The organism is Clostridium sp. TJA085, assembly GCF_058310235.1.
The window spans coordinates 408,068-422,785 of sequence record NZ_JBZEEZ010000002.1 but is presented as its reverse complement, the minus strand read 5'-3'; the positions used below and the strand labels follow the sequence as shown (position 1 = coordinate 422,785).

The 14,718-nt window shown below is 28.0% G+C and carries 10 protein-coding genes; all 10 read left to right on the top strand.

The annotated features are described in order from the left end of the window. The first annotated feature begins 65 nt into the window (after nt 1–65). Complete coding sequence (gene uvrA / locus AC4FQW_RS09145) at nt 66–2,891, top strand: excinuclease ABC subunit UvrA (protein WP_491148670.1); 2,826 nt, start codon at nt 66–68, stop codon at nt 2,889–2,891. 156 nt (nt 2,892–3,047) lie between these two features. Beyond that, nucleotides 3,048–3,521 carry an FHA domain-containing protein gene (locus AC4FQW_RS09140; RefSeq protein WP_491148669.1) on the top strand — a complete coding sequence of 158 codons (474 nt, stop codon included), beginning with the start codon at nt 3,048–3,050 and terminating at the stop codon, nt 3,519–3,521. Between the two features lie 19 nt (nt 3,522–3,540). Further along, on the top strand, nt 3,541–4,761 hold the full coding sequence (locus tag AC4FQW_RS09135) for an FtsW/RodA/SpoVE family cell cycle protein (RefSeq protein ID WP_303127752.1): 1,221 nt from the start codon (nt 3,541–3,543) through the stop codon (nt 4,759–4,761). Nucleotide 4,762: 1 nt separating this feature from the next. Continuing rightward, nucleotides 4,763–6,241, top strand: a complete 1,479-nt coding sequence (locus tag AC4FQW_RS09130) for a peptidoglycan D,D-transpeptidase FtsI family protein (protein ID WP_491148666.1) — start codon at nt 4,763–4,765, stop codon at nt 6,239–6,241. A 124-nt stretch (nt 6,242–6,365) separates the two neighbouring features. Further along, nucleotides 6,366–8,234, top strand: coding sequence for an excinuclease ABC subunit UvrC (gene uvrC / locus AC4FQW_RS09125; protein WP_491148707.1), 1,869 nt, complete (start codon nt 6,366–6,368; stop codon nt 8,232–8,234). 100 nt (nt 8,235–8,334) lie between these two features. Then, the gene (murB, locus tag AC4FQW_RS09120) at nt 8,335–9,243 is read left to right on the top strand and encodes a UDP-N-acetylmuramate dehydrogenase (RefSeq protein ID WP_303127756.1); all 909 of its coding nucleotides are present in this window, start codon (nt 8,335–8,337) and stop codon (nt 9,241–9,243) included. Between the two features lie 262 nt (nt 9,244–9,505). Continuing rightward, nucleotides 9,506–10,384 carry an RNase adapter RapZ gene (gene rapZ / locus AC4FQW_RS09115; protein ID WP_303127758.1) on the top strand — a complete coding sequence of 293 codons (879 nt, stop codon included), beginning with the start codon at nt 9,506–9,508 and terminating at the stop codon, nt 10,382–10,384. Beyond that, complete coding sequence (gene mgfK, locus AC4FQW_RS09110) at nt 10,381–11,754, top strand: gluconeogenesis morphogenetic factor MgfK (RefSeq protein WP_303127761.1); 1,374 nt, start codon at nt 10,381–10,383, stop codon at nt 11,752–11,754. Before rapZ ends, mgfK begins: the two co-directional genes overlap by 4 nt. A 272-nt stretch (nt 11,755–12,026) precedes the next feature. Beyond that, on the top strand, nt 12,027–13,514 hold the full coding sequence (gene malQ / locus AC4FQW_RS09105) for a 4-alpha-glucanotransferase (protein ID WP_491148663.1): 1,488 nt from the start codon (nt 12,027–12,029) through the stop codon (nt 13,512–13,514). 223 nt (nt 13,515–13,737) lie between these two features. Continuing rightward, entirely contained in the window at nt 13,738–14,688 is a 951-nt protein-coding gene (gene whiA, locus AC4FQW_RS09100; protein WP_303127772.1) for a DNA-binding protein WhiA, read from the top strand. Nucleotides 14,689–14,718 lie beyond the last annotated feature (30 nt).

Sequence of the window (14,718 nt, the reverse complement as noted above, 5' to 3'; positions counted from 1 at the left end):
ATTAATAATGAGAATATATGTTCGTGTATTTAATTATAAACTTAAGTTAAAAGAGAGGTAGTTATATGAAAGATAAAATTATAATAAAAGGAGCTAAAGTACATAATTTAAAAAATGTTAGTTTAGAAATACCTAGAGATAAGTTAATTGTATTTACTGGACTTTCAGGTTCAGGTAAATCATCATTAGCTTTTGATACATTATATGCTGAAGGTCAAAGAAGATATGTGGAATCTCTTTCAGCTTATGCAAGACAGTTTTTAGGTCAAATGAATAAACCAGATGTTGAAAATATCGAAGGATTATCACCAGCTATATCAATAGACCAAAAAACAACAAGTAAAAATCCTAGGTCAACAGTTGGAACTATAACAGAAATATATGATTATTTAAGATTGCTTTACGCAAGAGTAGGAATTCCACATTGCCCAAAGTGTGGAAAAGTAATAAGCAAACAATCTGTAGATCAAATAATTGATAAAGTTATGGCGTTAGAAGAGAGAACAAAAGTTCAAATTTTAGCACCAGTTATAAGAGGTAGAAAAGGAGCTCATGAAAAATTATTAGAAAATATAAAGAAAAATGGTTTTATAAGAGCAAGAATAGATGGTGAGGTATATGACCTTACGGAAGATGAAGTAAAATTAGAAAAGAATAAAAAGCATAATATAGAAGCAATTGTAGATAGATTAGTAATAAAAGAAGGAATAGAAAAAAGGTTAACTGATTCAATAGAAACGGCATTAAAGCTTGGAGAAGGATTAGTTATTATTAATGAGATAGGTGGAGAAGATACTCTTTATAGTGAAAATTTTGCTTGTCCTGATTGTAATATAAGTATTGAGGAATTAGCACCTAGAATGTTTTCTTTTAATTCACCTTTTGGTAAATGTGATTATTGTGATGGACTTGGTTCATTAATTGAAATAGATGAAAATTTAATAATACCAAATAAAGATTTAAGTATAATGGAAGGTGCCATAGCTTGTTGGGGTGAAGGTAGACTAAAAGAAGATTCATGGACATTTGCCTTTTTAAAAGCTTTAAGCAAAGAATATAACTTTGATTTAAATACACCAATAAAAGATTTATCAAATGAAGTTGTTAAAGTATTGTTATATGGAACAGAAGGTAAAAGATTAAAGGTTGATTATGTTAAAGATGGTGTAAAAGCAACATATAATTCTGTATGGGAAGGTGAAATAAATGCCCTTCAAAGAAGATATAGAGAAACAAATTCAGATTTAATAAAAGGTGAAATAGAACAATACATGAGTAATAAACATTGTCCAAAATGTAAGGGGGCAAGACTTTCAAAGGAAGCATTATCTGTAACTGTTGGTGATAAAAATATTTATGAATTTACTCAAATGTCTATAAAAGATGAATTAGATTTTATAAAATCTATAAAATTTTCAGAAAAAAATAAAATAATAAGCGAGCAAATATTAAAAGAAATTATTAGTAGATTAGAATTTTTAGTTAATGTAGGATTGGATTATTTAAATCTTTCAAGAAATTCAGGTACATTATCAGGTGGAGAGTCTCAAAGAATAAGACTTGCTACACAAATAGGTTCAGCCCTTATGGGTGTTTTATATATTTTGGATGAACCAAGTATAGGACTTCATCAAAGAGATAATGATAGACTTATAGGGACACTAAAACATTTAAGAGATGTTGGTAATACAGTAATAGTTGTAGAACATGATGAAGATACAATGAGAGCGGCTGATTACATTGTTGATATTGGTCCAAGAGCTGGAGAGCATGGTGGAGAAATTGTTGCGGCAGGTACATTAGAAGAAATAGAGAAAAATGATAACTCAATAACTGCTCAATATTTAACAGGAAAGAAAAAAATAGAAGTTCCGAATGAAAGAAGAAAAGGTAATGGAAATAAAATTACTGTAGTTAAAGCTAAAGAAAATAATTTAAAAAATGTAACGGTAGACTTTCCACTTGGAGTATTGACTATGGTAACTGGAGTATCAGGTTCAGGAAAGAGTACATTAGTTAATGAAATTCTTTATAAAGGATTAAATAAATTAGTTAATAAGAGTAAAAATTCAGTTGGAAATCATAAAGAAATTAAAGGTTTTGAAAATATAGATAAGATAATAGATATAGATCAAAGTCCTATAGGAAGAACACCGCGTTCAAATCCAGCCACTTATACAGGTACTTTTGATATAATAAGAGAATTATTTTCGCAAACACCAGAAGCAAAAATGCGTGGATATAAACCAGGAAGGTTTAGCTTTAATGTAAAGGGTGGAAGATGTGAAGCTTGTTCAGGAGATGGAATTATAAAAATTGAAATGCAATTTTTATCTGATGTATATGTACCTTGTGAAGTTTGTAAAGGAAAGAGATATAATAGAGAAACTTTAGAGGTTAAATATAAGGGGAAAAATATAGATGATGTTCTTAATATGACAGTGGAAGAAGCGTTAGAATTTTTTGAGCATATACCAAGAATAAAAAATAAGCTTCAAACATTATATGATGTAGGACTTGGTTATATAAGACTTGGTCAACCATCAACACAATTATCTGGTGGAGAAGCACAAAGAATAAAGCTGGCATTTGAACTTTCAAAGAGAAGTACAGGAAAAACTTTATATATATTAGATGAACCAACAACAGGTCTTCATATAGACGATGTTAATAGATTAGTTGGAATACTACAAAGGTTAGTTGATTCAGGAAATTCAGTTATTGTTATAGAACACAATTTAGATATGATAAAATGTGCTGATTATATAATAGATTTAGGACCAGAAGGTGGAGATAAAGGTGGTACCATCTTGGGAACAGGAACACCTGAAGAAATATGTAACATAAAAGATTCATATACTGGCCAATATTTACGTAAGATATTAAAGTAAAATAAAATTATGAAATAATTAGCTAGGTTTTAAGATATTTTACTTAAATACCTAGTTAATTATTATATAGTTTATTAATTGTAAGATAAATGTATGAATTTAATGGTATTTTGGTGTATAATCAAAAAGATAAAGTATTTTTTTTGAGGTGAAAAGATGGATTTTTCAAAATTTATTGCAGGTGTATTTGGAATAATTTTTATAGTAATATTATATTTCATAATTGTATACGCCTTAAAAATAATGGCTAAAGATGTTAAAAGCGGTGGAAATCCAAGTACTGCCAATAAAAAAGCTAGCAATAGAAGACCTATACCTAATAAAAAGAGATATCTAGGTATAGAAATAGTAAAGGCTGGTGAAAATACATCGCTAAAAGTTGGGTCGGTAGTCCCTATAAGAGATTTAGCCACAATAGGTAGAAGAAGTAACAATACCATAATATTAACTGATAAATATGTATCAGGAAACCATGCTAGAATAATGGCAAAAAATAATGTACTTATTTTAGAAGATTTAAATAGTACTAATGGAACATATTTAAATGGTGAAAAAATAAATGGTAAGGTTAAGTTATTTCCAAAAGATCAAATTGCTATAGGAACAGCTATATTCAAGGTTATTCCTTAGATAGTGGTGGGGTGATTAAATGAAAAAAGACAATAAAGAAAGAATAATGCTTGGATTAACATATTTATTATGTATAGCTCTTTTTACTAACCTAGCACTTTTAAAAGCTCCTATAGATAAAGATGCATTATATTTAGGTGGAATATTATGTGTAGTTATATTTATTGCTAATTTGATTGTAAGAAAATTTTATCCAGAGGGAGATAAGTTTATTCTTACATTTTCGTGTATTTTAGTAGTTATAGGTATAGCTATGCTTTATAGACTTGATCCAAAGGTTGCAGAAAAACAACTTATTTGGTTTTTAGCAAGTATAGTAGTATTTATTATAGTACTTAAAGCATTTCCTAACTTTAAAAATTTTGCTAAGTATAAAAATTTATACATGATTGGTGTAATAGTGTTTATGCCTATGGCACTTTTATTTGGTAAAGTAGTTTTTGGAGCTAAAAACTGGGTAATAATAGGTCCTATAAGCTTTCAACCTTCAGAGTTTGGTAAAATAGCATTGGTTTTGTATTTAGCAGCTGCTCTTAAGGAATATAAGGTTGGGGATAATTCAAAGGGGAACTTTAAAAATCTTATAAGACCAGGACTTGTAGTAATGTTTAGTTTAGGTTGTATGGTTCTTCAAAGAGATTTAGGGTCTGCACTTATTTTCTTTGGAATATCCGTAACTATGCTGTATATTGCAACAGGAAAGAAAAAGTATATATTTACATGTTTAGGACTTTCAGTAATAGGTTCAATTGGAGCATATAAATTTTTTGGACACGTAAGAGATAGAGTTTTAATATGGAAAAATCCATGGGAATATGCTCAAGATCAGGGATATCAAATAGTTCAAGGTCTATATGCTATTTCTTCAGGTGGAATGTTTGGATCAGGACTTGGAGAAGGGTATCCACAATATGTGCCAGTACATACAACAGACTATATCTTTGCGATAATATGTGAAGAACAGGGTATGATATTTGGTATAGGAATAATGATATTATATTTCTTATTATTTTATAGATGTATAAGAACAGCATTTGTAACTGATGATGAATTTTCACAATTAAGTGCAGTAGGATTTAGTGCTATGATAGTTTGTCAGGTACTTGTTATTATTGGTGGAGTATTTGCAGTAATACCATTAACAGGTATAGCATTACCTCTTATTAGTTACGGTGGTTCATCAATATTAACAATGTTTTTTGCATTAGGAATATTACAGAAAATATCAGAGGAGGGCTAGAATGAAAGGTGATATTAAAAATAGTGTAACAAAAGTAATGATTGTTTTCTTATTTTTACTTATAGCCCTTATATCATATATGGCTTATTTTCAGGTGTTTAAAGCTCCTAAAATTTCAGAGATGCCAGGTAATCAAAGATCATGGGCTAAGAGAAATGAAGTTTTAAGAGGGGAAATAAAAGATCGAGATGGGAATGTAATTGCAAAAAGTGTAAGAGAAAAAAATAATACTCAAAAGAGAGAATATGAGTATGGAGCTTTGTATGCTCATCCAATAGGATATGTTGATAGTAGATTTGGAATATCAGGGCTTGAAAATTCTTATGATAAACAGCTTACAACTTGTACATCATCAAGTTTCAATGAATTACTTCATAATTTTAGTATAGATAATTTAAAAAAAGCTTTTGAAAATAGAAATAATGATAAAAATAAAATAGGAAATACAGTAATTACTACTCTTGATACAAATTTACAAAAAATAGCATATAATGCTTTAGGAAATAATAGAGGTGCAGTTGTCGCACTTAATCCTAAAACAGGAGAAGTTATAGCATCTGTTTCAAAGCCTAGTTTTAATCCAAATAATTTAGAAGCTGAAATGAAGAAAGCAAATTCAGGAGATAAATTAAATAGTCCACTTATAAATAGAGTTACAGCAGGAAAATATCCACCAGGATCAACATTTAAAATAATAACAACAGCAAGTGCGCTTGAAAATATTCCAGATGTTACAGGCAAGACCTTTAATGATAGTGGTGAAATTAAATTCCAAGATGGAAAAAATTTAGCTAATGCAGGTGGAGCTTCATATGGAAATATTGATTTAAGAAAGGCATTTATAGTTTCAAGTAATGTTGTTTATGGAACACTTGCTATGCAACTTGGAAATGATAAGTTATTAAAAACAGCAGAAAATTTTGGATTTAATAGTCAGATACCAGCAAATGGTTTTACTATATCTCCAAGTGAATTTCCAAAGCTTGAAAGTTATCAAATTGGTGATATAGCAAGAAGTGGTATTGGGCAAGCAAGTATACTTGCAACTCCTATACAAATGGCACTAGCAACTTCAGCAGTTGCAAATAATGGTGTTATAATGGAGCCACAATTAGTAAAAAGTGTTGTTGATGACAAAGGAAAAACTGTTGAAACAATGAAATCTAAAGAATATAGAAAAGCTATGACTGAAGGTCAAGCTACAATTATTAAAGGATATATGCAAGGATTGGTTCAAAAAAATGTAAAAAGTGGAAAATGGAGTTTCTTTGATGGAATAAATGCTGCTGGTAAAACTGGAACAGCAGATCACAATAATGCAGATGGTAGTCCTGCAACTCCACATTCTTGGTTTGTTGGATTTGCTCCGGCAAATGATCCTAAGATAGTTGTGGCAGTCATAGTTGAAGAAGGTGGATTTGGAGCTGGAAAAGCTGCAACAGTTGCTGGAAAAGTAATGAATAGTGAATTAAATAAATAAAAAAGAGCATTTATAAATGCTCTTTTTTATTTATTTAATTTATCTATAATTTAATTATATTTTTATTTTGCTTAAGTGATATAATTATTTATATAATAATTATTATAGCTTGGAGGTGATTAGAATTTTTGATTTTGAATATCAATTAAAGATATTACCAGATAATCCAGGTGTTTATTTAATGAAAAATAATCTTGGAGAAATAATTTATGTTGGTAAAGCAAAAAATTTAAAAAATAGAGTAAGGCAATATTTTAGAAATTCAAAAAATCATTCAGAAAAAGTAAGAGCTATGGTGAAAAATATAGCTGAATTTGAATATATAATTACTGATTCTGAAATTGAAGCATTAATATTAGAGTGTAATTTAATAAAAAAGCATAGTCCGAAATATAACATATCTTTAAAAGATGATAAATTTTATCCTTTTATAAAAATAACTACTAATGAAGACTTTCCAAGAGTTTTTATAACAAGAAATTTTGCAAAAGATGGTAATAAGTATTTTGGACCTTATACTAATGGAGCTGCCGTATATGAAACTATAAATTTAATAAGAAAAGTTTTTCCAATAAGAACTTGTAAAAGATCTATAACTGAATATGGAGAAAGAACAAGGCCTTGTTTAAATTTTCATATAAATAAATGCAATGCACCTTGTGGAGGTTATGTCTCGAAGGCTGATTATGGAAAAATGATAAATTCAGTAATTGATATATTAAATGGAAAAGATAAAGATGTTACTAAAGAGCTTAAAGAGAATATGGAAGAGGCTGCTAATAATTTAGAATTTGAAAAAGCAGCATCTTATAGAGATAAAATATTAGCAATCGATACTTTAGTTCAAAAACAGAAAATGTTTAAAATAACTGATGAAGATGAAGATTTTATAAATATATATAGTGATGAAAAAGATAGCTGTGTTCAAGTTTTCTTTTTAAGAGAAGGAAAAGTAACTGGAAGAGAGCATTTTATGATTGAAAATACTTTTGGTGAAGAAGAAAGCGAAGTTATATCTAAATTTATAGTTAGTTTTTATAGTGGGGCTTCTAAAATACCTAAGAATATATATTTACCATATGTTGATGATCATGATATTTTGGAAGAATTATTAACAATAAAAAGAGGATCGAAGGTTTGGATTAAAATTCCTAAAAAAGGCGAGAAGAAAAGTATGTTAGATATGGTAAAGGAAAATGCTAAAATAACTTTACAGCAATTTAAAGATAAAATTTTAAAAGAAAAAGAAATAAATAAAATTTCTTTAGAAGAACTTGCGCAGTTACTTAATTTAGATGATATCCCAAATAGGATAGAAGCTTATGATATATCTAATATACAAGGGGTAGATTCTGTAGGAAGTATGATTGTTTTTGAAAATGGTAAAGCAAAAAATAGTGATTATAGAAGGTTTAGAATAAAAACTGTAAAAGGTGCCAATGATTATGATAGTATGAGAGAAATATTGACAAGAAGATTTGAACATGGTTTAAAAGAAATAAAAGAGATTCAAGAAAGAAACTTAGTATTTTCAAATGGTAAATTTTCTAACTTTCCTGATTTAATAATGATGGATGGAGGAAAGGGACAAATTAATATAGCTTTAGAAGTTCTAAATAAACTAAGGATAGAAATACCTGTATGTGGACTTGTAAAGGATGATAAGCATCAAACTAGAGGTATTATATATAATAACGAGGAGCTTATAATAAATAGAAGTTCAAATCTTATGCAACTTATAAGAAGAATACAAGATGAAGTACATAGATTTGCAATTACATATCATAGATCACTTAGGGATAAAAGAACACTTCATTCTATATTAGATGATATACCTAATATAGGGGCAAAGAGAAGAAAAGAGCTTCTTATGAAATTTGGTAGTGTTGAAAATGTTAAAAAGGCAACTTTACAAGAATTATTGGATACGCCGAGCATAGATAAAAAAGCAGCTAAAAGTATAATAGAATATTTTAATGGAACTAAAATTTAATTAAAATAATATAAATGTAATAGTAAAAGACTTGTTTTAATTTCCAATTTAGAATATACTAATTAATTGTAAAAAAAATATATTTCAAGGAGTTTTATGGATGAATAAGTATAGTGGATTATTCAAAAACATATATTCAGAAAATCAAATAGAGTTAAATGCAAAAATGCGTGATCATATATATTTCAAGGTTGGTGGACCAGTAGATGTGTTGCTTAAGCCTAATACAAAAGAGCAAGTAGTTAAAACTATAAAAGTTTGTTTAGAAAATAACATTCCTTATTATGTTATAGGAAATGGTTCAAACTTACTTGTTAAAGATGGTGGAATAAGAGGAGTAGTAATTAAGCTTACAGAACTTAATTCAATAAGAGTAGAAGGTAATAAGATTATTGCTGAAACTGGAGCACTTTTAAAGGATGTTTCAAATGAAGCTTTAAACAATAAGTTAACAGGTTTGGAATTTGCTTGTGGTATACCAGGATCTATCGGTGGAGCTGTATTTATGAATGCAGGTGCTTATGGCGGAGAAATTAAAGATGTTATTGAAAGTGCAGAAGTATTATTAGAAGATGGAAGTATAGTAAGTCATAATAATGAAGAGTTAAAATTAGGATATAGAACTTCAAAAGTTATGACTGAAAATGGAATAGTTTTAGAAGCTACTTTTAATTTAAAAAATGGTGAATATGATGATATAAAGAATGTGGTTGAAGACTTAACTCAAAAAAGAGAATCTAAACAACCGTTAGAATATCCATCAGCAGGAAGCACATTTAAAAGACCAGAGGGATATTTTGCAGGAAAATTAATTCAAGATGCTGGACTTAAAGGTTATTCAATAGGTGGAGCAGCTGTATCATCAAAGCACTCAGGCTTTGTTATAAATAAAGGTGGAGCAACAGCTAAAGATATATTAGACCTTATAGCTCATATTCAAAAAGAAGTTAAAGATCAATTTGGAGTAGATCTTCATCCGGAAGTTAGAATAATAGGAGAAGATTTATAATTTAATAATTTATAATTTTTAAATAAGCTCATTTTTATGAGCTTATTTTTTATATATTAAACATCAAAAATAATTTTATATTTAATAATGAAAAAAATAAAGAGTTTATTAAGTTATTTAAATAGTCTATAAAATATAAAAGTAGTGATTTATAATATAATTTATTGCTAATATTATAATAGCTACATTGAAGGTTAGATTATATATTAAAAAGTATATATGATATAATTATATATATAGGACTTTTAAAGGAGGAGTAAGTATGAGATTCGTAATAGTTACAGGATTATCAGGAGCAGGAAAGACAGAAGCAACAAGAAGTTTAGAAGATTTAGGATACTTTTGTGTTGATAACCTTCCACCACAATTAATACCAAAATTTGCTGAAGCATGTAAGAATGGAAATATAGAAAAAGTAGCAATAGTTACTGATATAAGAGGTGGAATATTCTTTGATGATTTATTTGAGAGCTTAGTATACTTAAAAAATAATGATTTTAAATATGAAATTTTATTTTTAGAAGCATCAAATGAAGTATTAGTAAAGAGATTTAAAGAAGCAAGAAGAACACATCCTCTTTCACCAAAGTCTCGTGTACTTACAGGAATAATTGAAGAAAGAAATAAACTTAGAGAAGTTAAAGATAGAGCTGATGTAATAATTGATACATCAAAGTATGCAATTAGAGATTTAAGGGAAAAAATGAATTCATATTATGGTTCAGCAGAAGAGCCAGATAAAGAACTTTCAGTAACTGTTTTAAGTTTTGGATTTAAATATGGTATACCAGTTGATTCAGATTTAGTATTTGATGTTAGATTTATTCCAAATCCATTTTATATACCGGAGTTAAAGCAGTTTTCAGGTTTAGAAGAGCCGGTTCAAAAGTATGTTTTAGAGCAAAAAGAAACAGAAGGCTTTTTGGAAAAACTTATGGATATGCTTAAATTTTTAATTCCTAATTACACTAAGGAAGGAAAGAGACAGCTTATTATTTCAATAGGATGTACAGGGGGAAGACATAGATCTGTTGCAATAGCTAATAAAGTTTATGAGCTTTTATCAAAAGAAGGATATAAAACAGGCATTGAGCATAGAGATATAATTGAAGATGTAAACAAGGGAGAAAAGAAACTATGAGGCTCTCTGATTGGATTAAACCTGGCATTAGAGTTAAGAGATGGATTGCATTTGGATTATTTGGAGTGCTTTTAATAGCATTTGGATTTAATGAATTAGTTACTCATAGAGTTTATGATATTTATTATAAATTATTTTATATATGTCTTAATGTTACTGGGATATTTGTTATATATATATCAATAACAGAGGGAATGAAGTCTGTTATTGCACTTATGAATAAAGGTTATATAAGAATGTCTTTAGATAGTAGAAAGATAGAGACGTTAATAACTGAAAAAAGACTTTTAGTAAAAGGTCCCAAAATAGTTGTTATAGGTGGTGGCACTGGACTTTCAACGATGCTTAGGGGATTAAAATATTATACATCAAATATAACAGCTATAGTTACTGTTGGTGATGATGGTGGAGGTTCTGGAGATTTAAGAGAAGATCTTGGAATGTTACCACCAGGTGATATAAGAAACTGTATATTGGCATTAGCTGATACTGAACCTTTGATGGAAGATCTTCTTCAATACAGATTTAAGGATGGAAGGCTTAAAGGACAAAGTTTTGGTAACTTATTTTTAGCTGCCATGGATGGAGTTTCAGGAAACTTTGAAGAAGCAGTACAAAAGATGAGCTCCGTTCTTGCTGTAACTGGTAAAGTTTTACCTGTTACATTAGATGATATGAAACTAATTGCAGAACTTGAAAATGGAAATACTATAATAGGTGAATCTTATATACCAGAAGAAGCTATAAAGCAGAAATCAAAAATAAATAAGTTATCTATTGAACCTAAAGATGCTAAACCTTTAGAGGAAGCAATTAAGGCAATAGAAGAAGCTGATGCTATAGTTATGGGACCAGGAAGTTTATACACAAGTGTTCTTCCGAATCTTTTAGTAAATGGTATTGTAAGCACAATAAAGAAATCAAATGCTTTTAAAATATATATATCTAATGTAATGACACAACCAGGAGAAACTGATGGATTTAATGTATCGGATCATATAAAAATTTTAAGAAAATATGGTGGGAAAAATATAGTTGATTGTGTTATTGCAAATGTAGGTAGTATAAGCGATTTTATGAAGGAAAAGTATAAGGAAAAAGGATCAGAACCTGTTAAAATTGATAATAAAAAACTAAATGATCTTGGAATCGACATAGTTGAGAAAAATCTTGTAAGAGTAAGTAAAGGAACTATAAAGCATGATTCAGATTATTTAGCACAAGTATTAGTTGAAACTATAATGGAAAAGAAATTATTATATGATAGAAAGAAAATAATTGAGTACATGTACCTTTCACAACGTATAAAAGAGAGAGATAAGACAGAAAAGAAACATAAAAGAGAAAGTACCAATAGTCAAGAAAATTAGTATTTGATTATTTAAATAAAAAGAGCTAAATAGAATTCTTAATATTTAAGGATTTTTCTATTCAGTTCTTTTTTTATTGTTATTTTAATTTAAAAATAGAAAATAAATAGTTTTAGAATTTTATTTATGGACATGTAATTTTCGAAATTAATATAAGTATATATAAAATATAATATTAATCTTAAAATTTTAATGATTTTAATTTAACATTATATGTAAATAAAAATTTTTAGAATTAATATTTATGAATTAAACATGAAGGTAGGTATATTATGAAAAGGTCAAGTGGAATTTTAATGCATATATCATCTTTGCCAGGGAAATATGGAATAGGAACATTAGGAAAAGAAGCATTTGAATTTATAGATTTTTTAAATGAGTCTGGACAAACTTATTGGCAAGTATTACCTTTAGGGCATACAAGTTATGGAGATTCACCTTATCAATGTTTTTCTGCATTTGCAGGTAATCCATATTTTATTGATTTTGATAATCTAAGAGAAGAAGGATTTTTAAAAATAGAAGATTATGAAAATATAGATTTTGGTGAAGATAGGGTTAAGATAAATTATTCTAAATTATTTAAAAATAAAATGAAAATTTTAAAAAAGGCATATGAAAATTCAAAAGAAATAAATAAAAAAGAAATAGAGATATTTAGGGAAAAAAATAAATTTTGGATTGAAGATTATGCATTTTTTATGGCTCTTAAGGAAAAATTTTCTCTAGTAAGTTGGCAAAATTGGGATGAAAAAATAAGGTTAAGAGATAGCAAAACTTTGTATGAATATAAAGAAATATTAAATGAAGAAATTAATTACTGGATATTTTTACAATATAATTTCTTTAAACAATGGAATAAGCTTAAAAATTACGCAAATAAATTAGGTATAAAAATAATAGGAGATATACCTATATATGTAGCTGAGGATAGTGTAGATATTTGGTCTAATCCCAAGATATTTTTATTAGATAATAATAAAAGGCCTATAAAAGTTTCTGGTTGTCCGCCAGATGCTTTTTCAAAAACTGGACAGCTTTGGGGAAATCCAATATATAATTGGGCTTATTTAGAAAAAACAGATTATTATTGGTGGGTTGAGAGAGTGAGACAAAGTTTAAGTATTTATGATGTTTTAAGAATAGATCATTTTAGAGGCTTTGAATCATATTGGGAGATTCCTTATGGAGATAAAACTGCAATAAATGGTAAGTGGGTAAAAGGTCCTGGAATTAAATTATTTAATGCTATAAAAGAAAAACTTGGAGAAGTTAATATTATAGCAGAAGACTTAGGATATTTAACTAAAGAAGTAATAGATTTTAGAAATAAAACAGGCTTTCCAGGTATGAAGGTATTACAATTTGCTTTTGACTCTCAAGGGGATAGCTACTATTTACCACATAATTATATAAATAATTCAATAGCTTATACAGGTACCCATGATAATGATACCGTAAGAGGTTGGTTTGAGGTTACAGGAAATAAAGAAGATATAAAGTATGCTATAAATTATTTAAGACTTACTGAAGAAGAGGGTTATAATTGGGGTATGATAAGAGGGGCTTGGAGTAGTGTATCAAATATATCAATAGCTCTTATGCAAGATTTTTTAAATTTGGGAAATGAAGCAAGAATGAATTTTCCATCAAAATCAGAAGAAAATTGGATGTGGAGAGCTAAGAAAGAAGATTTAACTAATGAATTAGCTAAAAAAATATATGAAATTACTAAAATTTACAGGAGATTAAAAAAGTGATAAAAATATAATAAATAAAAATAATACCTAATAAAAATTTTTAAATTTATTAGGTATTATTTTTATGTTTTCTAATTTATTAAGAAAAAAGTATTAGTTTATGTAAAAATATATATTTCCTTGACAACATTGGTATAATTATTTACATTAAATTATGCTATAATTAAGAATTGTATATAGTTAGATATTAAATGAATTATCGTATATAGAAGGAGATTTATAAATGTCGTTTTCATCAAAAGTTAAAGGAGAAATCTGTAGATATATTGATATAACAAAAAGAGAAGCTTTGGCAGAAATATCTGCAATTATGAAAGTTAGTGGAACTATTGCTTTTACCGGTAAGGGATTAGCATTTAGGATTACTACTGAAAATCCTTCAAGTGCAAGGCTTATATTTACTTTATTAAAAGAACATTTTGATATTCACTCTAAACTTATGGTAAAGAAGAGTAATTCCCTTAAGAAAAATAATATATATATGGTTGTTATTGATGCAGAAATGGGAGTTAAGGAACTTCTTGAAGAAACTGGAATATTAAAAGAAATTGATGGTATTATGAGTTTAGATTATACTATAGATCCTTCTTTTGTAGATACTATTGAAACTAAAAAGGCTTATATAAGAGGTGCGTTTTTAGGTGGGGGAAGTATTAGTAACCCTGAAAAAACATATCATTTAGAATTTGTAACTCATAGTGAGGAATATGCAAATGATTTATGTGCTCTTGTAAATAGCTGTGGACTTAATTCTAAAGTTATTCAAAGAAAAAATAGTTTTATTATTTACATAAAAGAAGGGGAACAAATAGTTGATTTACTTAATATATTAGGTGCACATACATGTCTTTTAGAATTAGAAAATATAAGAATCAAAAAAGAAATGAGAAATAATGTTAATAGACTTGTAAACTGTGAAACAGCAAATCTTTCAAAAACTGTTAATGCAGCAGTTAGACAAGTTGAAAGTATTAAGCTTATAAGAGATAGTATAGGACTTAAAAGACTTCCTCAAAATCTTAGAGAGATAGCTGAACTTAGACTTCAATATCCTGAGGAATCTTTAAAGGAACTTGGACAATTACTTGATCCTCCAGTAGGAAAATCAGGTGTAAATCATAGACTTAGAAAAATTGAAAAGATAGCAGAAGAGGTAAGGTCAGGTACATACTAATGGCCTTTCTCTTATATATGAAAGGAGTGT

Excerpts from the sequence above, each read along its gene's own strand:
- mgfK (WP_303127761.1), top strand. The coding sequence starts at position 10,381 with ATGAGGCTCTCTGATTGGATTAAACCTGGCATTAGAGTTAAGAGATGG.
- AC4FQW_RS09135 (WP_303127752.1), top strand. The coding sequence starts at position 3,541 with ATGAAAAAAGACAATAAAGAAAGAATAATGCTTGGATTAACATATTTA.
- rapZ (WP_303127758.1), top strand. The coding sequence starts at position 9,506 with ATGAGATTCGTAATAGTTACAGGATTATCAGGAGCAGGAAAGACAGAA.
- whiA (WP_303127772.1), top strand. The coding sequence starts at position 13,738 with ATGTCGTTTTCATCAAAAGTTAAAGGAGAAATCTGTAGATATATTGAT.
- AC4FQW_RS09130 (WP_491148666.1), top strand. The coding sequence starts at position 4,763 with ATGAAAGGTGATATTAAAAATAGTGTAACAAAAGTAATGATTGTTTTC.
- AC4FQW_RS09140 (WP_491148669.1), top strand. The coding sequence starts at position 3,048 with ATGGATTTTTCAAAATTTATTGCAGGTGTATTTGGAATAATTTTTATA.
- malQ (WP_491148663.1), top strand. The coding sequence starts at position 12,027 with ATGAAAAGGTCAAGTGGAATTTTAATGCATATATCATCTTTGCCAGGG.
- murB (WP_303127756.1), top strand. The coding sequence starts at position 8,335 with ATGAATAAGTATAGTGGATTATTCAAAAACATATATTCAGAAAATCAA.
- uvrA (WP_491148670.1), top strand. The coding sequence starts at position 66 with ATGAAAGATAAAATTATAATAAAAGGAGCTAAAGTACATAATTTAAAA.